This is a genomic window from Okibacterium endophyticum (assembly GCF_054780075.1).
Window position 1 is genome coordinate 367,958 of record NZ_BAAGXA010000004.1, and the last position, 23,126, is coordinate 391,083.

At 60.6% G+C, this 23,126-nt stretch carries 20 protein-coding genes; 5 read left to right on the top strand and 15 right to left on the bottom strand.

Features of this window, described 5'->3' with window-relative positions; all coding sequences use genetic code 11:
- Positions 1-179: 179 nt before the first annotated feature.
- Complete coding sequence (locus ACYVF5_RS04065) at positions 180-920, top strand: glycosyltransferase family 4 protein (protein WP_460943663.1); 741 nt, start codon at positions 180-182, stop codon at positions 918-920.
- A gap of 23 nt (positions 921-943) precedes the next feature.
- Here the strand turns inward: ACYVF5_RS04065 and ACYVF5_RS04070 are convergent, their stop codons facing one another.
- The 15 genes from ACYVF5_RS04070 to ACYVF5_RS04140 all read right to left on the bottom strand — a co-directional run bounded on the left by ACYVF5_RS04070 (position 944) and on the right by ACYVF5_RS04140 (position 18,226).
- Positions 944-1,570, bottom strand: a complete 627-nt coding sequence (locus ACYVF5_RS04070) for a polysaccharide pyruvyl transferase family protein (RefSeq protein WP_460943597.1) — start codon at positions 1,568-1,570, stop codon at positions 944-946.
- 191 nt (positions 1,571-1,761) lie between these two features.
- Complete coding sequence (locus ACYVF5_RS04075) at positions 1,762-3,207, bottom strand: lipopolysaccharide biosynthesis protein (protein WP_460943599.1); 1,446 nt, start codon at positions 3,205-3,207, stop codon at positions 1,762-1,764.
- Positions 3,208-3,226: 19 nt separating this feature from the next.
- Positions 3,227-4,342 (bottom strand): glycosyltransferase, encoded by a 1,116-nt coding sequence (locus ACYVF5_RS04080; RefSeq protein WP_460943601.1) that lies wholly within the window; start codon positions 4,340-4,342, stop codon positions 3,227-3,229.
- Complete coding sequence (locus ACYVF5_RS04085; protein WP_460943603.1) at positions 4,339-5,685, bottom strand: O-antigen ligase family protein; 1,347 nt, start codon at positions 5,683-5,685, stop codon at positions 4,339-4,341. The genes ACYVF5_RS04080 and ACYVF5_RS04085 overlap by 4 nt, the downstream gene beginning before the upstream one ends.
- Positions 5,686-5,722: 37 nt before the next feature.
- A complete protein-coding gene (gene wecB, locus ACYVF5_RS04090; protein WP_460943605.1) occupies positions 5,723-6,859 on the bottom strand; it encodes a non-hydrolyzing UDP-N-acetylglucosamine 2-epimerase in 1,137 nt (378 codons plus the stop codon).
- Positions 6,856-7,962 (bottom strand): polysaccharide biosynthesis C-terminal domain-containing protein, encoded by a 1,107-nt coding sequence (locus ACYVF5_RS04095; protein ID WP_460943607.1) that lies wholly within the window; start codon positions 7,960-7,962, stop codon positions 6,856-6,858. The genes wecB and ACYVF5_RS04095 overlap by 4 nt, the downstream gene beginning before the upstream one ends.
- Entirely contained in the window at positions 7,962-9,008 is a 1,047-nt protein-coding gene (locus tag ACYVF5_RS04100) for a polysaccharide biosynthesis protein (protein WP_460943609.1), read from the bottom strand. The genes ACYVF5_RS04095 and ACYVF5_RS04100 overlap by 1 nt, the downstream gene beginning before the upstream one ends.
- Positions 9,005-10,228, bottom strand: a complete 1,224-nt coding sequence (locus ACYVF5_RS04105) for a glycosyltransferase family 4 protein (RefSeq protein WP_460943611.1) — start codon at positions 10,226-10,228, stop codon at positions 9,005-9,007. Before ACYVF5_RS04105 ends, ACYVF5_RS04100 begins: the two co-directional genes overlap by 4 nt.
- On the bottom strand, positions 10,225-10,848 hold the full coding sequence (locus ACYVF5_RS04110; RefSeq protein ID WP_460943613.1) for an acetyltransferase: 624 nt from the start codon (positions 10,846-10,848) through the stop codon (positions 10,225-10,227). The genes ACYVF5_RS04105 and ACYVF5_RS04110 overlap by 4 nt, the downstream gene beginning before the upstream one ends.
- Positions 10,849-10,859: 11 nt before the next feature.
- Entirely contained in the window at positions 10,860-11,501 is a 642-nt protein-coding gene (locus ACYVF5_RS04115) for a sugar transferase (protein WP_460943615.1), read from the bottom strand.
- On the bottom strand, positions 11,498-12,634 hold the full coding sequence (locus ACYVF5_RS04120) for a DegT/DnrJ/EryC1/StrS family aminotransferase (protein ID WP_460943617.1): 1,137 nt from the start codon (positions 12,632-12,634) through the stop codon (positions 11,498-11,500). The genes ACYVF5_RS04115 and ACYVF5_RS04120 overlap by 4 nt, the downstream gene beginning before the upstream one ends.
- Entirely contained in the window at positions 12,631-14,496 is a 1,866-nt protein-coding gene (locus ACYVF5_RS04125) for a polysaccharide biosynthesis protein (RefSeq protein WP_460943619.1), read from the bottom strand. The genes ACYVF5_RS04120 and ACYVF5_RS04125 overlap by 4 nt, the downstream gene beginning before the upstream one ends.
- Positions 14,497-14,870: 374 nt before the next feature.
- On the bottom strand, positions 14,871-15,761 hold the full coding sequence (locus tag ACYVF5_RS04130; protein WP_460943621.1) for a glycosyltransferase family 2 protein: 891 nt from the start codon (positions 15,759-15,761) through the stop codon (positions 14,871-14,873).
- A 96-nt stretch (positions 15,762-15,857) separates the two neighbouring features.
- Positions 15,858-16,790, bottom strand: coding sequence for a glycosyltransferase family 2 protein (locus ACYVF5_RS04135; protein ID WP_460943623.1), 933 nt, complete (start codon positions 16,788-16,790; stop codon positions 15,858-15,860).
- The gene (locus ACYVF5_RS04140) at positions 16,787-18,226 is read right to left on the bottom strand and encodes an O-antigen ligase family protein (RefSeq protein ID WP_460943625.1); all 1,440 of its coding nucleotides are present in this window, start codon (positions 18,224-18,226) and stop codon (positions 16,787-16,789) included. Before ACYVF5_RS04140 ends, ACYVF5_RS04135 begins: the two co-directional genes overlap by 4 nt.
- A 170-nt stretch (positions 18,227-18,396) precedes the next feature.
- On the opposite strand from ACYVF5_RS04140, the gene ACYVF5_RS04145 reads away from it, so the two are divergent.
- The 4 genes from ACYVF5_RS04145 to ACYVF5_RS04160 all read left to right on the top strand — a co-directional run bounded on the left by ACYVF5_RS04145 (position 18,397) and on the right by ACYVF5_RS04160 (position 23,046).
- On the top strand, positions 18,397-19,944 hold the full coding sequence (locus ACYVF5_RS04145) for a Wzz/FepE/Etk N-terminal domain-containing protein (RefSeq protein ID WP_460943627.1): 1,548 nt from the start codon (positions 18,397-18,399) through the stop codon (positions 19,942-19,944).
- Positions 19,941-20,705 (top strand): WecB/TagA/CpsF family glycosyltransferase, encoded by a 765-nt coding sequence (locus tag ACYVF5_RS04150; protein ID WP_460943629.1) that lies wholly within the window; start codon positions 19,941-19,943, stop codon positions 20,703-20,705. The genes ACYVF5_RS04145 and ACYVF5_RS04150 overlap by 4 nt, the downstream gene beginning before the upstream one ends.
- Positions 20,705-22,222, top strand: coding sequence for an MATE family efflux transporter (locus tag ACYVF5_RS04155; protein ID WP_460943631.1), 1,518 nt, complete (start codon positions 20,705-20,707; stop codon positions 22,220-22,222). The genes ACYVF5_RS04150 and ACYVF5_RS04155 overlap by 1 nt, the downstream gene beginning before the upstream one ends.
- Before the next feature lie 143 nt (positions 22,223-22,365).
- Positions 22,366-23,046 (top strand): hypothetical protein, encoded by a 681-nt coding sequence (locus tag ACYVF5_RS04160; protein WP_460943633.1) that lies wholly within the window; start codon positions 22,366-22,368, stop codon positions 23,044-23,046.
- Positions 23,047-23,126: the final 80 nt, after the last annotated feature.

The window sequence follows — 23,126 nt, forward strand, 5'->3', positions numbered from 1 at the left end:
CAGTGATTCGCCTGGCTTGGAGTTCTCGTTTCGATGTCGTGATCATTGCACCCGCAACAACGTCACTATCTGTATGGGGCGTATTACTCGCCGGGGCTGTCAGAAGGAAACCAACTTATCTTTGGGGACAGTGTGGCAAACCGGGAGACCGTAGTCTGAAACGCTACGTCCAGGAGATTATGAATCGTCTAGCGACGGGCCTCCTCGTGTATGGCGAATCCGAACGGCGCGCAGCGTGCGAGTTGGGCACGCAATCATCTAAAGTGCACGTAGTCCGGAACGCTGTCGAGCATCAAGGAAGTGCCGGCAGATTGTCCGACGTAGAGCTTACTGCCCGGGCGCGAAGACGAGGGATAGGACGTTCTACAAAACCCGCTTCGTTTCGCCTCCTCTACGTCGGCAGAGTGACGACATCCAAACGCCTGGATTTGCTCTTGGATGCAATGTCGCAACTCCTGCCGGCTCATCCAGATATCGAAGCAACGATAGTCGGCGAAGGCGACGCCCTTGAGTCTTTGCGTGAGCGGGCGGCCCGAGAGGAACTCCCGATTAGGTTCCTAGGAGCAATCCATGACTCCAACGAGCTTGAGGGAGTTTTCGAAAACGCAACTCTCGTTGTGGCACCAGCCGCAATTGGTCTACTCGCCGTTGACGCCCTGCAGTATGGGGTACCTGTGGTCTATCCGGACAGCCCTATGAGGAATGGTCCCGAGACAGAGGCTTTGACAGAAGGCGTGAATGCTCTTTCCTTCGACCCCACCACCCCGGATGCGCTTGCCAGTGCAGTCGAAGAATGGCTTCACAAAATGAGCGATGTGGATGTCGACAGTTTCGTCTCCAGCGTTCGTGAAGCGCTCGACCTCTGGTCAGCAGCCAACGTCGCTCGATCGATTCAGGATGCAATCTTCGACGAGGTATGAAGAGAAAGCGATCGACGACGCGATTAAGTCCACAGATCAAGAGGAAAGGCGTTCTCAAGGGAACTGCGATTCCAATCGCTCAGGCCAGTTCCTGACGGGCGAAAACCGACGGTCAATCGTATGGCGTCGTCGAAGTCTAGGGCTGGCGGGTAGTCGTCTCTCCCCGTTCCGAGGTAGTAGTCCTCATACTTCACGGGGGATTCCTCTCGACTCTTCGTCCAGATCGCCGGTATCCCAAACGCTTCTGCAAGGATCACCCCGTGAAGTGAAGAAGCAACAATAACTTCACTTTGAACGATCGCGGAGATTACCGCCTCTACCTTGGCACGAGGATCTATAAAGTCAGGGTGGTTTGCATATAAGTGCCTATCCCGAAAGTTCGGCACTACTCCAAGCCTTCGCGTTTTCGCCTCAGCCGTCTTTTTCCATTCGGGGAAGAGCCATGGCAACAACAGCGCGGGATCGCCATATATCTCAGGAACGTCGATGCCACGAGCCTGAAGAAACGCCCGAGTTCGCGGTCCCCGTACAGCGCGGACGTCAAGCGAGGAAAACCGATATGCATCGGCTCTCACTTTTCCATTAACACCTGAACCCCAAACGGTGTCTCCAGTCGATGCAAGGTGAATTATCGAGCCAACAGTCAACACTCGCGATGAGCCTTCGGCCCGAACCCTCGTTTCGTGATGATCGCGAAGAGTTCGCTCGACGATCATAGGACCTAAGAGATCTCCAAAGTTGTTAACTCTTGATCTGAATGGCATGCGGCTTAGAGGGAAACGACGCCCGTTCCATCGAGGATTCCAATGAACGACCTCTATGCCTCCCACTTTGGCGCTATTCAAATCGCTCGCCGCACAAACGCATATACCGTGCGAATGTCACCCCGTACTGAACGGAACAACACATACATACCTCCGTAGAATATAGCCGCCACAAGAACCAGGAGTAGCAAGAGCAAGACGCCGTCCCCCACTAGCGGAGTAAAGCCAATGGCTGTTATGGACACTGCTCCGAACATCGCAACGTGTGTGACCAGAGGGCGCATCGTTGCTTGCAGCAATGGACGGACGCGTATTCCGATCTTTGGCACCGCGATCGCACTCAGCACAACCCAGTTCATGGCTAATCCAAGGGAAACGGCGATGGCGACGCCATGAAGACCAAACTGCACTCCTCCGATTAACAATGCAATCATAAGCAACCGCGTAAAGAATGCGTATCGGAGCTGAATACTTGTCTGGCCTGTTGCCAGAAACGCCCAATAGTAGACATACCCCAGTACCTGAAAGACACCCCCGACGGCAAAGATCGGAAGTATCTGGGCAGCGGGCAGCCAGTCTCGTCCCAATATGGTGGTAACGATTGGAGTACCGGCTGCCGACACGAACACCAATACGCTCACAACCCCGTACATGAGTACGAGCTGGGCGTTCCTAAGGTACTGGCCGAGAACGCCGAGATCCTTCTGATGCCGAGATAAAAGCGGCAGCATGACTCGCGTCAGCGGTCCCATAGCTTGTTGAATTGGTACCTTAAACAGTTGGAAGGCACGGTCGTAATATCCCAGCTGAGTTGCCCCCAGGAAGCGACCAATGAGGACTGAATCAATACTCGAACTCAGGTAGTTGAGCACCTGCACAGCAAAGGTGTTGACACCGAAATGAACGAGCGACTTCATCGGGACGCGTCGGGGAAAGCTTGGAACCCATCTACTCGAAGCCGCAAGACACACGAGCGTCGCCACCGGGACCAGCGCAGTTTGCGCCACCAGAGCCCAAACTCCGAAACCCGCAATTGCCATCAAAATGGCAAGCGAAACCGCGACGAATTGAGCCAGTACGTCTGCAATAGCAAGGAGCCCAAAGCGCAAGTTCCGCGCCGCATCTGCGGTGAACTGAGGAGTAAGGGACTGTATGAAGAACGCTGCGGAGAGTGCCCAGACAATGGGCTGTATCTGCGTATAGCCGTAAAAACTAGCAATCAGCCCTGCACTGAGCGCTAGTGCTGATCCACCTGCTAGACCCACCCCCGCGTTTATCCAGAACAAGTTGCTTCGTTGATAGTGTGAAATCGATGCTGCTTGAATGGCTGCCGTCGAAAACCCCAGATCAGCAACGATCGCGGCGACTCCAATGATCGCCGCGACCATTCCGACAAGCCCGAACTCCGCTGGGCTCAGCAAACGAGCGAGCACCATGATCCCCGTCATTTGGATGGCGAACTTGATCGCCTGTCCGATTAGTGCAACCTTCGCACCGCGTGCGGCCGAATCGCCGAGCGTCATATGCGCGTCTCTTCGAATGTCATTCGATGACCCGATTGCGTGACGAGTGTCCTAGCAGCGACAGGTCGAGAGATACAGCCTGGTGCACGCGTGCGACTCGATCCTTCACTGCGTACCGTCGCGTTGCGTAGACACATTCATAGACGCTCCTGTGGAGCTGACCGATCACTTTCCACCTTCGCCTGCTCAATTCTGGTGGTCTCACCTTGCGCTTATGTGCTTTGCTGAGAGCGATCTGGATATCAGCGGGTTGCAGGGGCGCTCCGAAGAGGCTGACCCAGTCCTCGCCAACTTCATCTCGAAGCGGTCTAGTCGAAAAACTATCTGGTACCAAAATGGGTGTTTCATTGCTGAGCGCCAACAGCGCCACTCCAGAGTTGTATATTGCCGGATACGGCAACACGACTAGTTCAGCCGAATCTATTGATCGCTCGACTTCTGCATCTGACAAATACTCGAAACGAAGTTCGATGCGCGGGTCGTTCTCGGCGCGATCTACGAGTTGCCGCTTGTACTCTTCGTCTGAGGAGAAACCCAGTACGCGCAATCTAACGTCTTTGTCGTCTAACTTGCGAAAGGCATCTATGAGGTATTCAAGCCCTTTGTAAGGACGAACTTGCCCAATACAGACCACAGTTGACAATGAACTGGCGCGATCTCCCTCCGGTTCAACAAGACGATCCGTGACACGTGGGTACGTGCCATGCAAGATGGTCACTCCCACTAGCGGATTATTGGTAACCGACTCGTTCAAGTAGATCGAGTACGTGTACATCCTTGCCAAGCTCCCGACTTGCCATCGAGTTATTCGGCTGACAGATTCATGGGGAGCGAGGTTGTGCACTGTGTAAACGATGAGCGTCTTTTGAAGCCAAAATCTCGCCAGCAGCAACGACCCCAATATCGACTTCACCAAAGTACGAAAGAGATTCGAACCCCTAAAGAGATTCTCCGGCCAGTGAACGTGAAAAATATCGTAGGTGCCGAAAAGCGCCTTGCTCCAACTGAAAAGCTCAACTTCAACATCTGCACCCTCAACTGCATGGTAAAGATGCTGGGTAAAGGGGTTCGCTCGCTGCCCGCCTCTTTGAAAGGACATGAGCACCCTCAAACGCGCCCTCGGCTCGGCGCTCACGCGCGGAGGCTCCCCTGTGTCTCACCCTGATGTTCAGCCTTACGTCGAGCAGTTTCACCCATATGCTTCTGTGGACGCAGCTGTCGGTCCAGTATGCCGAAAATAAACATGAACAGGCATAGCATGAAACCGTTTAACATACCCCACCCGGTGGCAAGCACGATTACGAGCCCGGGGCAGGCGAAGAGTAGTGTTCGCGCAAATCCGCTTTGATCTGAACTCACCACGACCCCGCGTGCAGCTCGCCACGCTACCTTTGCGAATGGCACAAAGAGGATCACGCCAAGCACGAGGCCTAGTTCCGCAATCGCCAGCAAGAAGGCATTATGTACTGGAAACCCGCGAGCTGTAGTGATGTCCCAGCTACCTACAACCTCCACGTAGCTGTTTGGACCCACCCCCTGCCAAAGAGTCTGCGACATTTGTTCGAATGCGGCCAAGCTCAATTGAGGCCTAATCGTGCCCTCTGGATCATCTAAAAACCTCTGAAGGAATGCGTCTCCAAATATGAACGCAGCGATGACAAGTGCGCCGAGGAGGAGAACTCGTCTACCTATGCCGAGTGATGAGGATGCGAAAAGGAGAGATCCAAGTATCAAGATCAAGACAGCGGCCATGTTTGCTCGTCCTAGCGTGAGTGCTGTCAGAACAACAGCCAACAAGACTCCGGTCAAGCCCCATGCCCGCACGTTCCGCGTTTTCGACATAGCGAATGGCAGTAGCACGATCAAAATGAGAAACGCGATTTTCCCAAGCGTTCCCGAATTACCGACCGTGCCGAAGATGCGTCCGTTCTCGACCTCGCGGGTTGTTCCAGACACGATTCCTGGTAATGGAATTCCGACGAGCTCGAGAACGGAGACGCCCAACTGAATTACGAGGAAGCTCACTATGAGTTTCGGCCAGATCACCGCTCGAGAAGAGTGTGGGTCCAACCCCTTTGAGAGCTCAAACCCTATTGCCCAGAACAGAAAAGCACCTATGTAGTGCGTGAATCCGGCTAGGTGCAAGTTCGAGGTGTCCCACACAAAAACAAAACAAAACACCATGCCGAGCGCTATAACCACGAACGGTAGCGGGATTCTGATCCCTCTCCTACTTGTCATGAAATAGGCAACCGCGATGAGCGCCACACCTTGAAAGAGGGTCAGCCCAACGTGCGACGTTGAGATGCCAACGTGGGGATTCTCCCCTCCCTCGACTGAAATCAGATTACGAGGAAACACGAGAAGGCTGAACAACGACAAGAACAGCAGGCACTTTTCCCAGCCAAATCTGCCGATCAAAAGAGGCGCAATGATAAGGAGAGCGACCGCCGATGAGGTGAGAAACAATGCCATCATGAGCAATCCGAGTAGGTGATCGAAACTCTAGCCATATCTAGCTACTCCGACGAATTGCTAACCGAGTATGGTGCGTTTGCGCAGTGCTACGGATGAAGGTCAGTACACGCGCTGAGGAGTCTTTGATTCCATACTCGGCAGGAGCCGTGCCCCGGGAGGACCCATTCTTCTCTGAGAGGACGATATGAACCGCGTCAAGCACAGCATCTGCGAGCACACTCGCTGTGATGATAGACCCCGTATCAAGCGCTTCCGGCCGCTCGATAGCATCTCGTAGCGTGACAGCCGGGAACCCGAGCAACGAGGACTCCTCTGAGATCGTGCCACTGTCCGAGAGCACGAGCTTGGCGTTCTTCTGCAGGTTGACATAGTCGTGAAACCCGAATGGCGCATGGAACGTGATGCCGCGTTTCGAATCCGCACTCTGCTCTTCAAGCCTCTTCCTGGTCCGCGGATGAGTCGACACGAGCACGGGTACCGAATATGTTTCAGCCAAGGCCTGAAGAGACTCGAGTGCCTGCCGTAGCCGTTCAGGGTTGTCGACGTTCTCTTCTCGATGAAGGCTGACAAGAAAGTACTCACCGCGAGTCAGGCCGGCACGAGAGAGAACATCGCTGGCATCTATCTGCGAGGCATTCTGCTCGAGAACTTCACGCATCGGTGAACCTGTCAGGAGAATCCGGGACGGGTGAATGCCCTCCGCAAGCAGGTTGCGGCGAGCATGCTCCGTGTAAACCAGGTTGTAATCAGCAACGTGATCAACGAGGCGACGGTTCGTTTCTTCTGGGACGTTCTCATCGAAGCTACGGTTGCCGGCTTCCATGTGGTAGACCGGCACTTTCATTCGCTTCGCGATCACAGCCGAAATACTGCTGTTCGTGTCGCCCAGAATCAACATGGCATCGGGACGTTCTGTGAGAAGAACCTCTTCAGTCTTCGCGAGGATCGAGCCCAGGACCTTGCCCAACGACGAGGTGTCTGCCTCGAGAAAGTGGTCGGGCTTGCGCAGGCCGAGGTCTTCGAAAAAGACCTCGTTGAGCTCGTAGTCGTAGTTCTGCCCGGTGTGCACAAGAACGTGGTCCGTGAATTCGTCAAGACGTTTGATCGTCGCCGAGAGCCGAATGATCTCTGGCCGCGTGCCGACGACCGTCATCACCTTGAGTCGTTTCGTCATGCGTGCACTGCCTCCGGGATCGTATCTGGAGCTTGAGAGTTGAAGATGTCGTTCGTCCAGAACGATGTATAGAGCGTGTCTGCACCGACATTCGTTATGTTGTGACTCCACATCGTCGGCATGTCCACCGCAACCGGTTCGTCGCCCGTCACCTCGAACGAGAACACCTCGTCAGTGAAGATCTTACGCAGAGCTATCGTTGCGGTGCCCGAGAGGACGGTGAATCGCTCGATCTTGCGGCGGTGAAAGTGGTCTCCCCTGGTGATTCCAGGCACAGTTGTGGAAAATGATGACTGGCCCGGCCCACCATGTGAGCGAATCACCTCGAAGAACGAGCCTCGTGCATCCGCATGGCGAGCCAGCCGCACGGGCGCCTGACCGGGAAAGGTGTAGGACCGATAGGTGTTGAAGAGATTCCGATCGAATGGTGTCGACACATCGGGTATCTCTCCCCTTCGGTATGTTTCAGCCATTCTCGATAGCCTTCGAAGCAGCCCGCTCACAGTCTCTGCAACCTGCAGCTCTCTCGCACGCGAAAGATCAACCGCGCCGATGAGAAGATCCGCGGCATCCTGTGCATGGAGAAGCGACAGCTCCTTGTCGTCTTTGACCTCGGGCTCCTGCCCGTCGGCAAGCAGATGGCTGAAGGTCGCTGTCACGGCGTTATAGAAGGGGCGCCCATGCTCTCCGAACAGATTGGGCAGATGAAGGTCAGAGAATTCTGCCCCCATTTGTGCCGCAGCTTCGCTCAGGATGCCGGCTGCCGCTTGTTTCGCGTCGCCATAAACAGATCCGTTGTCTGCCTGGGTGGAGTTCGCGAAGACAATCTCTGCCGGTGCCTGAGGCGCACGGAGCAGTGCCTGCGCGAGTTGACGAGCGAATTGGATGTTCCCGTCACGCACTTCGCCGTCAGTTCCGCGGTTCACTCCCGCGAGATGGATCACCCGTGTCGATCCAGAGACGACAGAGCTTGCTGCATCCAGGTCGAAGAAATCACCGACCGAGAGCATCCGTGCATCTACGCCCTCTTCGCGCAGCGCAGCTCGCGTGTGCCAGCCGAGAAACCCTCGGCCTCCTGTGAGAACGATGCTCCTCTCCGGCATCACGCAACCTCTTGTGCTGCGATCCCTGCGGCGGCGAGCTCCTCGCGGACCTCCGGCAACGTCAAAAGCAGCTCTTCCACGTCACGCACGTCCATCCGCTCCACGGTGTGTGAGTCGTAGTCGTCAAACCTGCTCTGCTTCACGTCGCCTTCCTCGAAGTAGACGTTGTAGTTGAGATCGCGTTTGTCGGCTTTGATCCGGAAATAGTCGCCCATGTCGTGAGCCCGCGCGAGCTCTTCGCGATTGGCGAGCGCTTCTGACAGCTTCTCAGCGTGGCGTGTGCCGATCACCTCGACCTTCGCCGACGACTGAAAGAGGTTGATGACCGCCTGGGCGAGGTCGCCGACCGTGCACGCCTTCGCTTTCCGAATGAAGAGGTCGCCCTGATCGGCGTTGTGGAAAGCGAACTCGACCAGGTCGACCGAATGAGCGAGTGACATCATGAACCGGGTCATATCTGGGTTGGTGACGGTGAGGTTCTTGCCTGCCTTGAGCTGACGGATGAAGAGCGGAATGACCGAACCGCGAGAGTACATCACGTTTCCGTATCGCACGCACGAGACTGTCGTCTCTGCGTTCGGGTTGTTCAGCCCGTGTGACTGCGCCACCTTCTCCATCATTGCCTTGCTCATGCCCATGGCGTTGACCGGGTAGACCGCCTTGTCCGTGCTCAAGCACACGACCGATGACACGCCAGCCTGGTCGGCAGCGCGGATAACGTTCTCGCTACCCATCACATTGGTTCGGACGGCTTCCATGGGAAAGAACTCGCACGAGGGAACCTGCTTGAGTGCAGCAGCATGAAAAACAAAATCGACGTCACGCATCGCTCGCTCGACGCTCTGCAGGTCACGGATATCGCCCACATAGAAGCGCACGCGTGAATCGCCGACCTCATGGCGCATAAGATCCTGTTTCGCTTCATCCCGGCTGAGAATCCGGATCTGCTCGACACCGGTGGTTGCCAGGAGTTTCTTGGCAACGGTGTGGCCGAACGATCCCGTACCTCCGGTGATGAGAACGCGCTTACCTTCGTAGACATTCATCGAATATTCCCTTTCGCTGATACGACCGAAGCCATCAGGTTCTCGATGGCGTCCACTCCACGCTGCCGAGACATGTGATCGGCATAGAAGACCTGGGCTCGAGCCCCCATCTCACCTCGTTCTGATTCGCACATCGAATATGCATCGCGAAACGCCCGTGCAAGCGACTCGACCGATTCGGGTCGAGCGACGATCCCGAGCCCATTTTCAACGATCAGTTCCGAAACATCCCCGGGCACAGATGAGATGACCGGCATTCCAAGCGAGAGGCTCGACTGCAGCTTGGACGGTATGGTTCCACGAAATATTGCCAGATCTTTCAACGGGACGAGTTGAAAATCCGCACGCTCGAAGTATGTGGACATCGCCGATGACTTGACGCGTCCATGAAAAGTGACGTTGTTGATTCCCCGTTTCTCCACCAGGTCGTGAAGCTCTTTTTCTACTACGCCAGAGCCGACGATATCGAGCTGAAATCCTGGCAGGTCCTTCACACTGTCGGCAGCGAGTATTGCCGTTTCCAGATCCTGAAGGTGTCCGAGATTTCCTGCGTATAAGACACGAAGTGTTCCATGCATTCTCTCTTCGCGCGATCGCCGCTTCTGAACGCTCTCGTCTGCCCAGTTGAAAATTGTGTGAAGGCGTTCCGGAGGAACGCCTCGTCGAGCGAGGAGCTGAGCCATAGAAGGGGCAATAGCTATGGTCGCAGCTGCCTTTTGGTACGTCGCACGCAACCAGGGTTGGAGTACTGCCCCGACCGTTCGAGCAGCGAACGGCGGCAACATCGAGGAGCTCGTTATGGACTCGGGCCACAGATCTTGGATATGGAGCACAAAAGGAACGCCGCGAAGCCTCCACCACCATCTCGGCGCGATGGTCGCCGTCATCTGGGTGGCGTAGACGTAGACGACATCCGCACCCGATACGAATCGCGATGCGAGAAACGCACCCAAACCGAATGAGAGGTAGTTGATGGCGCGAAAGAGAGGGTTCGTCGAGTGACTAACGACAATCGGTATTCTCTTCACCCGGACAGCGCCGTCCTCTTCCCGATGCGCGAGGCGCTGTGAATAGCCTGCATAGATGCGACCATCGGGATAATTGGGAAAAGCGGTCACAACCCGCACCGCGTGACCTCGCGCCGCCAGCTCGTGTGCAAGAGCATGCGGAATCGGCACGGGTTCCGGTGGGTAATACTGCGTAACGATCACGATTCTCACTTCGCCGGCACACCTTTCACGGTTGCGCCTCGAGGCACGTCACGAACTACGCATGCGCCTGCTCCTATTCGGCTGTCTTCTTCGACGGTGAGCCCCTGGAGGACTACGGCAGCCGCACCGACAAGTACTCGACTCCGGATCGTCACATCACCAGATATCGTCGATCCCGGGTTTACCGAAACGAAGTCCCCGATAGCGGAATCGTGCCCCACGATCGCCCCCGGGTTCACATGGACATGAGCACCGAGCGTGACGTTCGTCGATACTTGCACACCGGCGCAGACGACGGTCCCTTCGCCCAGAGTCGTTTGAGATCCGAGGGTGGCAGTCGGGTGGACCGCAACCGCGGCACATCTGCCCGCGGCAGAGCAGGCCGCAGCGACTTGACTGCGCACCTGTGGATTACCGATCCCGATCAGGAACGTAGACTGATCATCCGTATCCAACCATTCGCTCACGGAGCCCAGATACGGAATATCTCTTTGAGCGAGCCGTTCGAGGTTCAACCTGCTGGGCTGATCGTCGACGACGCCGCGAACGCTGACTGTTGTGTCACGCAAGTTCATTGCGGCAAGCACGTCGAGCACTTCGCGCCCAAACCCTCCAGCGCCGATCACCACTACATCGTTTCTCAATTCGGTTCGCCCAATGATTGGTTCCCGCGAAACTCGGGCATCGTGGCATGGCCTGGCGACGTGACTCCTCGACGTCGCATCACGTTGCCGACAGTAGCGCTGATCAATCTCAGGTCCAACGCAAAGCTCTGCCTGTCTACATACTGCACATCCAGGCTGAGTCGCTCTTCCCAAGGAAGTTCGTTCCGGCCGTTCACCTGCGCAAGCCCCGTTATGCCAGGTCTTACTTCATGCCTGCGCGCTTGCTCAATTGTGTATCGGTCCATGTATTCAGTGAGGAGTGGTCTCGGGCCAACCAAACTCATATCTCCCTTGATGACGTTGGCCAAGGTCGGAATTTCGTCGAGACTAGTCGAACGGAGGAATTTGCCAAGATTTGTCAACCTGTCCTCATCGGTCACGAGCCCGCGCGCACGATCTATGTCCTTCATCGTCCGAAACTTCACAAGCACGAACACTCGGCCATGCCTGCCCGGACGTCGCTGGCGAAAGAGAACCGGTCTCCCCAGGTTTGTCGCAATAGCGATTGCGATGACAGCTTGCAGGGGAAGAGAAAGAACGTATGCGAGGGTCGCAAGCACGATGTCGAAGGAACGTTTGATGAGCGGATACAGCATGCGGGGCCGTTCTGCGTTCATGCCGTGTGTCCGACGAAGCTGGTGATTGCGTCCCCGATGAGGTTGATCTGCTCCGCGGTCAATGCAGACCCGCTCGGCAGCGTGACCGCCGTCTCGAACAGGTGCTGAGCGGATCCGTTGATCGTCGCAGGCGCATCGGCGAACACCGGCTGCAGATGCATGGGCTTCCAGAGCGGGCGGCTTTCGATGTTCTCCTCGGCGAGCGCTGCGCTGAGGTCAGCGGCTCGCCAACCTGCGACCTCTTCGTCGACGACAATCGAGGTCAGCCAGAAATTGTCTTCGTCGTCGAACCCGTCGCCGAAAACCGTCACGCCATCGACGTCGGCGAACAGCCGCTTGTAGCGATCTCGCAGAGCCCGCCGCTTGGCGATCATCTCGTCGAGCCTGCTCAACTGGGCGCGGCCCAGTGCGGCGAGCAGGTTGCTCATGCGGTAGTTGTAGCCGATATCGGTGTGCTCATAGTGCGCAACCGGCTGGCGCGCCTGGGTCGCTAGATAGCGCGTATGCTGGGCCAGCTCTTCGTCGTCGGTGAGCAGCATTCCGCCACCCGAGGTCGTCATGATCTTGTTTCCGTTAAATGAGACGATCGATGCTCGCCCGAACGAACCCGCCGCTTTGCCCCTGTGGGATGCGCCCAAGGATTCAGCGGCATCCGACAGGACAGGGATTCCGAACTCGTCGGCGATGGCGAGAACCGCCGCGTAGTCGACGGCCTTGCCCAAGAGGTCGACCGGAACGATAGCTGTCGGCATCCGCCCGCGCTCGCGATACTCCTCGAGCGCCCGCCGCAGGAGCACGGTATCCATATTGCCCGTCGCCGCATCGCAATCGATGAAATGCGGAGTCGCACCGACATAGGTGATGGCGTTCGCCGTCGCGGCGAACGTCATCGTCGAGGTCACAACGACATCACCTCGCTCGACGCCCAGACCGAGCAGTCCCAGGTGGAGTGCTGCGGTGCCCGAACTCAGCGCGACGGCATGCGAGACCCCCACACGCTCAGCGAGCTCCCTCTCGAACGCGTCGACATCTGGCCCCAGAGGCGCGATCCATCCGGATCGAATGGCCGCGATGACCGCTGCTTCTTCTTTCTCCCCCACATCGGGAGAAGACATATAGATGCGTTCGCTCACTCCGTCGGGGCCTTCTGGGGAGCACTGCCCGAAGCACTGGCAGCGACGAGCCCGACCACACTCGTGTCATTGTTGCGCGGGACTGAGAGCATCCGTTCCTTCCAGATTCTGATGTCGAGCAGCTCGGGAGGCGTTCCCTCGACGCGAGCGTGCGAGATCTTGGGATGCCGGGGGCGAACGTCTGTCTCGTTCGCACCGATGAGGTCCTCGTGCAGTTTCTCGCCCTCACGCAAACCGGTGAACACGATCTCGATGTCTTTGCCAGACATCGCGATCATGCGCTCGGCGACGTCGAGAATGCGAACCGGCTCACCCATGTCGAGGATGAGCACTTCACCCGGTTCGCCGATGCCGCCCGCCTGAACAACAAGCTGGCAGGCCTCGGGGATCGTCATAAAGAATCGTGTGATATCGGGGTGGGTCACGGTGAGCGGACCACCAGCCTCGATCAGCGACTTGAACGTCGGAAGCATCGAACCACGGCTGCCGATCACATTGCCAAAGCGCACAGACAGGTAATTCTGCCCGGTCTCGCCCGCCATCCACGCGGTCAGCTTCTCGGCAGCCCGCTTCGAGTGCCCGAGCACACTCGTGGGATTCGCCGCTTTGTCTGTCGAGATGTTGACGAATGTTGTGACGCCGGCGGAGCGGGCGGCGTTGAGAACGTTGAGCGTGCCGAGCACATTGGTTTTCCACGCTTCGTCTGGATACTGCTCGAGCATCGGGAGATGCTTCAGTGCGGCTGCGTGAAAAACGACATCCGGGCGTCGTTCGGAAAAGATCTTCTGAAGACTCGAAACGTCACGGATGTCGGCGAGCACAACGTCTTTCGTGTGAAGGAGGCCGTGCCCGTCGATCGACAGTTGCACACCCTGCAGACTTGTCTCGTCACGGTCGAGCATGATGAGCTCGAGAGGGTTGTATTTGGTGATCTGCCGGCACAGCTCGGCCCCGATCGAGCCCCCTGCTCCCGTTACGAGAACGCGCTTGCCCTCGAGGTAACCCGCGATGGTCTCGACCTCGGTGTCGACGGGCTGGCGCCCGATCAGGTCTTCGATCGAAAGCTCGCGCAAGTCGGAGACCCGTGTTTTGCCCTCGAGAAGATCTTCGAAGGGCGGAAGAACCGACACGCGAACGCCCACCTCGGTGGCGGCATCCGACACCCGACGGATGAGCGACGCATCGGCGCGGCCGACGCAGATGACAAGATCCGTAGCCCTCGTCTTCTTGACGACACGTTCGAGATCGGCCGAGGTCCCCATCACGAGCACCCCTCGTATCTGCAGGTTGCCCTTGCCCGGGTCGTCGTCGAGCAAGGCCACGGGGCGATATTTCGAGTGGGGATCGGTGAGCATGCTGCGGATCAGGGTCTCGCCGATGTATCCAGCACCATAGACGATGGTTCTGCGAGCATTCTCGCCCGGCTTGCGCCGGTGCTCGGTGACCAGTCGTCTGACATAGCGAAGCCCGCACATGCCCACAATGGCCATCGGCAGAGCGATGATCCCGGTGCTTCGGGGAATGCCCCAGTCGATGCCGAAAAAGATGACGAACAACGCGGTCACAGAACCGACGACAAGGGCCGAATACACGACCGCGCGCACCTCTTCGAAGGTTCCGTAGCTGTAGCGACCGCTATAAAGACCGAACACGAGGCCGACGGAGAAGTGCAGGAGCGCAGCGCTCAGGCCGACGATCGCGATGGCTGCCCAGCCCACTCGCTCGAACGCGAAGTCGAAGCGGAACAGTTCGGCGAGGGTCAACGTGATGACCCATACAAGAGCGTCCAGGCCGAACTGCGATGCGTAGCGCAGGTTGAAATCGGATACCGGTCCGTGAGCTCTTCGTTGTGTCTCGCTCACGAGAGCACCTCGCGAATCGCCCGTTGTGAGCCGCCGCGTGAAACACCCTCGAACACGCGCTCATCTGCGACGCCGAACGTCGGTTGTGCCGCTCCTACATGCATTCTGGATACCCCGAAACATCCATCTGCTAGATACGCACACCACGAAATGCAGCGCGCTCTCCAGATTAGCCCCGCAGAAAGCGCGAGCGCCAATGCCGCGTCATGAACTGTTCATAAAGACCGGGTGCCGCAACCACGACGTGGGCTGTGGATGTGAGCGAAAAGTCCACGGCTGCAGGCGGAAAGGACCGTGGATAGACGGCTGACCGATGCGAAACCGTCGTCCCCTGGATTGGGGGCGGTCCCGACGGGCTCGACCAACGGGGCGGGCTACAGCGCAGCGCGAATGGCGCGGACTGCGCCCACCCTCTCCATCAGCGTCTTGAGAAGCCGACGCCTGTCGATCGTGCGCAGCGCAGCCGAGGCCTCTGTGACGGCCCCGGCGAAACGCGTGAGCGCGACGTCGAACTCGGCTCGGGTGATGCTGTCGTCGACGGCGAGCGTGGTGAGGCGAGGAAAGCGACGCCCGAGCAGCCTGCCGCTCAGGTCGCCGAACGCCTCGGCCACAAGCGGGTTGCGCCACGACGAGAGCCGCCAGCTCTCTGACGAGGTGACCTGCCCGCCGTGCACCCGATAGATGAGCCCGGGAGCCGCCAGGCGCCCGAGCTTCGCCCCGGTCAGAGCGAGACGGATCCAGAGATCGTAGTCCTCTGCAGGAACCGCCCGGTAGCCACCGACGGCCTCGATCGCGTGACGGCGGGCCAGCATCGTCGGGTGGGCCACCGGATTGGTGAGAAGCAGGTGGTACGGAAACACATCGGGGGCGAGCGCGATCGGAGCGTTCGGCTTCAGCCGCGATCCAGGAGTCCATTCGACGACAGTCGTGAACACGACATCCATGGTGCGCACCGCAGACAGCTGTCTGCGAAACCGAGCGGGAACGCACACGTCGTCGGCATCCATCCGGCCCACGAACTCACTGTCGCTGTGCTCGAGCAGACGGTTCAGACCCCCGGCCACGCCGAGCGGCTGCTCCGAGCGGATCACGCGCAGGCGACGATCGTCGATCCGCCCGAGCACGGCAGGTGTGCCGTCGTCACTCGCGTCGTCGAAGACGAGCAGTTCGCTGTCGCGTGGCATCACGCGCAGTGCCGAGTCGATCGCGCGCCGCACCGTGCCCGCGCCGTTGCGCACGGGAACCAGAACACTCAGGCGCGGCACGTCACCGATCCGTCCACGTCACCGATCCGTCCATGTCATGGTCCCTCCACGTCACTGGCTCGTCCAGCCACATGCCACGTCACGGGCTCGGTCGTGTCACAGTCCACGACCGCTTCGATTCACCAGGCGAACCAGCAAGGTCGGCGGCGCCAGGCGAAGCGCCACGGCGAGCGCCGCATAGGCGCGCAACTGTCGCGGATCATGGCGGATAGCGACCTGCGCCCAGCGACGAGCCGCATAACGGTGACCGACGGCGGCGAGCGCGAACGCGATCTGCCCCTCGATGCGAGCCGAGCCCCGTCTCGTCGATGCGAACTCCGGATGCTTCTTCAAGAGATAGGCCAGGCCGCGGGCGATTCCCTCCCACCGCTCAGAGAAGAACGACGCGCGGTTCCAGTGGATCACCACAAGCGGCTCGACCACGCTCAGAACGTGCCCGGTCCGCGCCGCGCGCAGCAGCAGGTCGTAATCTTCGCCATACGACGCCGGCAGCTCTTCATCGACCAGACCGATGCCGTCGAGCAGGTCTGCCCGCCGAAGCAGAAACGATGACGGGTGGATCTCGGTGATGCGGGACTCGAGCAGATCGGCGAACTCCGCCCGCCGCGGCGGAAGCCGATCGTGGGTCGCCCCCGTCGTCTGAATGCGGATGCCCGTTGCGATGAGCGACGCCCCGGGGTCGTCGTCCCAGGCCTCGACCTGGCGCCTGAGCTTGGTCGGCAACCACTCATCGTCGTCATCGCAGAAGGCGACGAGCGGATGCCGTGCGGCCATGATTCCGGTGTTCCGGCCGCCCGCGAGTCCGGGGGTCCGCTCGTTCCGCACCGTGTGCAGCTCGGCCCCCGGCGGCACAGCGATGTCGTTCAACGGGTCGACATCGATCTGGTCGAAGACGACGATCACCTCGATCGGCGCCTCATAGTCGTTGGCGAAGATGCTTCGCACGGCTGTGCGAAGCATCTCTGGGCGGCCTCTCGTGGCAATCACCACGCTCACGCCCTGGCCTGCGGCGTGCGGGAATTCGTTCATGGACTTCGCTCGGTTCGGGTTCGGGCGGGCACGTTGCTTCGGGTCAGCAACGCGGTTCTCTCAGAATTCGACAAGTGTAGCGGAGCCGGCGCCCGCTTGCGCCGCGCCTGCTCCTCTCCCAGAACGAGTGCGGCAGCCGCCATGGCGATCGGCAGGCCGCTTGTGGTCACCCCGTAGTACAGGCTCTCGACGCTGATGATCAGCAGAACCGTGTTGCAGGCGAGGCCGAGAGTGTCTCGACGACGAAGGGATCGCACAAAAGCCCAGAGCAGCCATCCGTTGAACGCCAGAACGGCGGGGAAACCATGTGAGAACATCACCATCCAGAACTGGCCCTGGGTGCCCGCCGACGGAGCGCCCTCCGTGTATGAGGGTCTCGGCGCCCCATACCCGAACAGAGGTGACTCGAGTGTGCGCTCGAAGGTCTCCTGATAGAGGTTGCCCCGGTCTTCGGTCGAGCTCGACTCGTCGAGGCGGTTCGTCAGGGCGTCGTCGGCGGGCGAGGCGATGAACGCGATCACGGCGAGAAGACCGATGACCATAAAGGCGATGCTCGCCTTCGCCCTGCCCATGAGCAGCAACCGCAGCACCACGTAGGCGAGTGCGATGGCGAGACCGATGAACATCCCTCGGTTGAGCGTCAGCACCGCGGGAACCACGGACACAGGGATGGCGACGAGCAGCCACCAGTACCGGCGCTCCCCTTTGACCATCAAGAGGTAGGCGATGACCACAGGCATCAGCATCGAATAGGCGTTGCCCCAGCCGTTCGTGTAGAGAAAGGGCGCGCTTGGTCGGGGATCGAGGTCGAGATACGAGTCCGGATTGAACTGCGTCGCCCGGCGGATCACCATCTCGTGAACCAGCTCGTTCGCGAGCAGACCGTCCGGCATCAGATACGCGAGGGGCGTTGTGATCGTCAGCAGCGGAAAGAACACGCCGAGATACCCGCCGGCGACCACAACGAGCCAATAGCCGGTGAGCACCCCCGCGACGTATCGGGGCGTGAGCGACGGGCGGCCGTTATAGACATAGAGAAAGATCACGGTCATCGACACATAGAGCACAGCACGGTAGACGAAGCCGATGAGCCGGCCGCCTGTGTCGATTCCGATCACCGAGAACAGCATCAGGGCGAGAAAGAGCATCCAGATGCCGAAACCGCGCGGAGCCCGCACGTCGCCGCGACGGATGAGCACCACGGCCATAACGACAGCGCCGAGGATGAAGGCGACGTCGCCGATGCCGAGCACCCACCAGAGCGGAACCCCGAGAAAGACCAGGGCGAACGGCCACCGGGGCAATCGGGCGACGGATGCCGATACCGGCCGTCGATCCCGAAAACCGGGCGCTCCCCCCGGATCAGCCTCCTGGGCCGGCACGTCGGCGCCCTCGCCTGACCGTCCGGCACGGAACGACGGGCGGGAGGGGCGCATTTCTCAAGGATCATCCATCCGGGGTCGCCGTGCAAGCCGTCATCGTGCAACCTCTCTGTCGCCATGCCATAATTACGCCAACCGTTCGCGACGGCGAAGAGCCGGCCGGTGAACGTCGAGTTCGCATCAGAGGCGAGACCATCTGATGATGCGACACCGGGGAGGAACTGTTGGCAGAGCAACCGCCTGCGCTGAGTCTCGGGCGATACGCCGCCATTGTCAGACGTCAGTGGAAGGTCATCGTCGCGAGCACTGTGCTCGGAGCGCTCATCGCCGTCGTCTCGTTGCTGCTCGTCGGGCAGAGCTACACAGCTCGAACCGACGTGAACATCAACGTGATCTCAACCGACCCGTTCAACGCGCAACGATCGGCCTCTGGTCTGCTCGACGGCACCACAGAGGCGCAGATCGCCTCGTCGCACGTCGTCGCCGCCACTGTGGCAGATGAACTCGGCTTGAGCGCTGCAGAGCTGCGCTCTTCTCTCGAGGCCACAGTCATCCCAGACGCGACGGTCATCAGAATCAGCATGACGGCCCCGTCCGCGCGCGAAGCTCGCGCGGGCGCCGACGCGATAGCGGAGGCCTACCTGGCCTACCGTTCCGAGCAGGCGGAGCAGCGTCTGAGCGGAATCCTCAGCCGCATCGCCGAGCGGCTCGACGACCTGCAGGAACAGCTCGTCGACGCGAACAGCCGTGTGTCGGCAGCTGTTCCCGGAAGCTCGGAGGCCAATCAGGCGACCAGCGACCGTGACCTGATCCTCATCGAGCTCGACAGCCTTCTCGCACAGAAGACGACGACAGAGTCGATCGACACCTCTGGCGGATCGATTCTCACCTCGGCTGGCGAGAACGAGGTCGCGACGGCGCCATCCCGCACGATCTTCCTCGCCACCGGTGTCTTGGCCGGGTTGGCCGTCGGGCTGCTGCTCGCCTTCGCGATCAACGCCTTCCGCCATCGTGTGCGCGACGCGGGCGACGTCGCCCGCGCAACGGGCATCCGCGTCTTGGCTCAGATTCCGCCTGAAGACGGGTCGGTGCCCGCCACCGGCTCTGTTCTGGATGCGATACGAGTGGCACGCGAACGGATTCTGTCCGTCTCTGAAGCCGCCGGTCGCGTGTTCGCGGTGATAGACGACACCGACGGACACAACGTCTCGCTCGCGGCCGTCAATCTGGCCGCGAGCTTCGCCGAGGCCGGCCAGCCGACCAGGCTCGTGGTGCCTGGTGCGTCAGCCGAGCTCGAGACCCGGGTCTCGAGCGCCGTTGCAGCGCTCGAGCATCTCGAATTCATCGCGGTCGCCGATTCCCAGGCAGCGCCGGATGCCGGCAGGCACGTGATGACCGATGAGCTCCGTGGGCTGCTCGACGCCGACGGCGGGCGTTCGCACGACGCGCTCACGGTTCTGGTGCTGCCGAAGGACAGTGACCGATCGAGCCGCGTGGCCGCCGCCCGGCTCTCTGACGCGCTCGTTCTCATCGCCGAGCTGGATCGGAGCGAAGCAGGTCGGCTCGAGACCGAGATCGACGACCTGCTTGAGGTCGGCGGCGTCTTTCTCGGCGCTCTCGTCGTGCATCGATCAGCGGCCGAGACCCCGTCAGCGCGACCGTCTGTCACGCACGAATCCCCCGAGACCTCTGCTCCCCCGCGCCCTGAGAAGCCCCGCAAGCCCACGGCAACATCGCCGAAGCCGGCCCCGCCCACCAAGAATCCACGATGACCACGACTGATCCCGACAGAGGAATCGTCGTCGGAGTGCCCGTCGATGCCGTCACGATGGATGCCGCCGTGCAGACGATCATCGGCTGGACATTCGACGACGCGGCGCCCCGCGTCGCCATCGGAGTCAACGCACACGTGTGCAATCTCGCGGCGACCGATCCCCGGTTCCGAGCGATTCTGAGCAGGGCGGACCTTGCCTACGCCGACGGGCAGTCGGTCGTCTGGGCGTCGAAACTGCTCAAGACCCCGGTCCCCGAGCGCCTCGCGACGACCGACCTGGTGTTCCCCCTGATGGCGGCGTGCGAGAAAGAGGGAAAATCGGTGTTCCTCTTCGGAGGCAGACCGGGCATCCCCGAGCTCGCGGCGGAACGCCTGACCGAAATCCACCCCTCGCTCAGGATCGCGACCCACCACGGATACGTGCAGCACGACCAGGTGCCCGACCTGCTCGCCGCGATCGCGGACCACCGGACCGACGTGCTCCTGGTGGGGCTCGGCGACCCGCTGCAGCAGGAGTGGATCGCCGAGCACCGCCATGAGGTCAGCGCATCGGCGATCTTGAGCTGCGGCGGCCTCTTCGACTGGACGAGCGGTGCCAACAGACGTGCCCCGGCATGGATGATCAGGGCCGGGCTCGAATGGCTCTGGCGCCTGCTGATCGAACCGCGGCGCCTCGCGAAGCGTTACCTGATCGGGAACCCGGCGTTCATCGCGAGGCTGGGGATGCAGTACCTGCGCATGTCGCGACAGGCGCGGTAGTGGCGAACGGGCAGGGCGACGCCGCGCACGAATCGAAGGCGCTGGCGCAGAGCGGGGCACTGAGTTTCGTGGGCGCGGCGGCGAGCGCGATTCTGGGCTTCGCTCTCACTGTTGTGCTCACGCGATCCTTCGGCGAGTCGGGCGCAGGGGTGGTGATGCAGGCGATCGCCGTGTTCACGATCACCCTGAGCCTCGCCAAGCTCGGCATGGATTCCGTCGCTGTGTGGCTGCTGCCGCGCCTCGCCCACAGCGACCCCGCGCTCATTCGTGGTGCCCTCGCGCAGATCATCGGATTCTCGCTCGCCGGCGGGCTCATCGGCGGAGCGGTGATCGTGATCGGCGGGCAGCACATCGGCCACGATCGAGCCGTCGGCGATGCGGTCAGTGCTGCAGGCTGGTTTCTGCCGGCGGCCGCCGTGCTCATGGCTGCGCTCGCTGCCACGCGAGGCCTCGGGGGAATCGGAGCATACGTCGCCATCGGCAGCATCGGCCTGCCGCTCATCAGAATCGCTGTCGTCGCCGGCATAGCCGTTCTCGGCGGCACCCTCACATCCGCCGCCCTCGGCTGGGCAGCGCCGACGGCGATCATGGCTCTTGCCGCCCTGCTTGTGGTGTGGATCCTGCTCAGAGGCCACGAAGCCGCCGCGGGCACAGCCGGCCCGTTCCGCTCAGATCGCGAGCTGTTCACCCGGGTGAGACGCTATGCGGTGCCACGCACCATCTCTGCCGGACTGGAGCAGTCCATCCTCTGGCTCGACGTGCTGATCGTGGGCTGGATCCTCGGTTCCGCCGCTGCGGGTGTCTATGGCGGCGCGAGCCGCTTCGTCGCCGCCGGACTCATCGTCGACACGGCGCTGCGGGTTGTGGTCTCCCCTCGGTTCAGCACCCTCTTGCACCAGGGCCGGATCGCAGACGTCGAGAAGCTCTATCAAACCGCCGCGCGCTGGCTCGTCATCTTCAGCACGCCGATCTACCTTATGCTCGCGATCTTCGCGCCGGTCGTGCTCAGCTGGCTCGGCCCGGGCTTTGACGCTGGCGCCGTCGCGCTCGCCGTGCTGAGCGCCGGTGCGATCGTCACCTTCGCGGCCGGAAACATCCATTCCGTGCTTCTGATGAGCGGGCGCAGCGGCTGGGCCGCCTTCAACAAAGGTGTGGTGCTGGTGATCAACGTCGTCGGCAACGTCGCGCTCATCCCGGTCATCGGAATAACGGGCGCTGCCGTCAGCTGGGCGATCAGCATGCTCGCCGACGCCGCGCTCGCAACGGTGCAGGTGCGCCGCTTCGTCGGCATACGCACAGACCTTCGCGGAATCGGGTACGCGCTGCTGGTTCCCGTTGTGTCGATAGGTGTTCCAGCCATCGCCCTGAGGCTCTGGCTGGGCGCGACCGGTGCGGCTCTGGCGATCTCGATCGGGATCGGCGCTGTGCTGTTCGTCGTCTGGTGCGTTCTCGACAGACGTCGCCTGCACCTCGTGGATCTGATATCCCTCGTCCGACGGCGTGGAACCACGACATAGTCTTTCGGACGACATCTTGCATAGACAAGCGTCTGGTGTATGATGATGCCACCTGCCGTCTCTGACGGATCGGAACGAGACCCGAAATCACCGTTCCGGTGCTTACCCGCCTGATCACCTGTAAACCCGAAATGCAGGACACCATGACGAGCCATTCGCGCTCGGAGCATTCGGCGACCCCACCGACTGCTCCATCAACGACTCCCTCCCGCCCATCGCGCCGTGGGGCGCGTTGGCGACCCCTCATCTGGCTGGTCTCTGCCGCCGGTGTGATCGCCGTGGTCATCGCGGTGTGGTTCAGCGTCGGCCCGGGCACGGCGACGAGTGGCTCCGGCCCCGCCGGCGGCCCAGCGGACGCTTCAGCCACTGCGCCGCCCGCGCCGACGAGCACTGTGGCGGCCGCGCCCGGCGATCTGACCGAAGAAGACGCCGAGCAGACCCTCGCTGTCTTCTTGACAGCGCTGTCCACAGCAGACGTCACGGCAGACGATCTCACAGCACTCAGCGGGGTAGCCGGTGAGGCCATGCTCGAAGAGATTCGCGCCGAGCGCCTCGAACTCGAGGTGAACGGATGGACGATCGAGGGCGAATCCGTTCTCGAGTCCGTGACGATCACGGGCGTCGACGACGGCGCCGTTCCACCCACGGTCACCGCGCTCGCCTGCGTCGACTCGAGCACCGTCACGATCCTCGATCACGGCGGAAACCCGATCTCGGCCGACGGGCCCAGCTCACCACGGGCACTCAACCTCTTCACCCTGACCTTCGAAGACTCACTGTGGAAGGTGACCGCGCGCACCTTTCCAGACGACCCCACCTGCTGACCCTGCACACACTTCACCGCTCCCGAACCCAAACCCGCGCACCCGAAGCCCTCACCCCCCGAGCCCCTCACACATTGGAC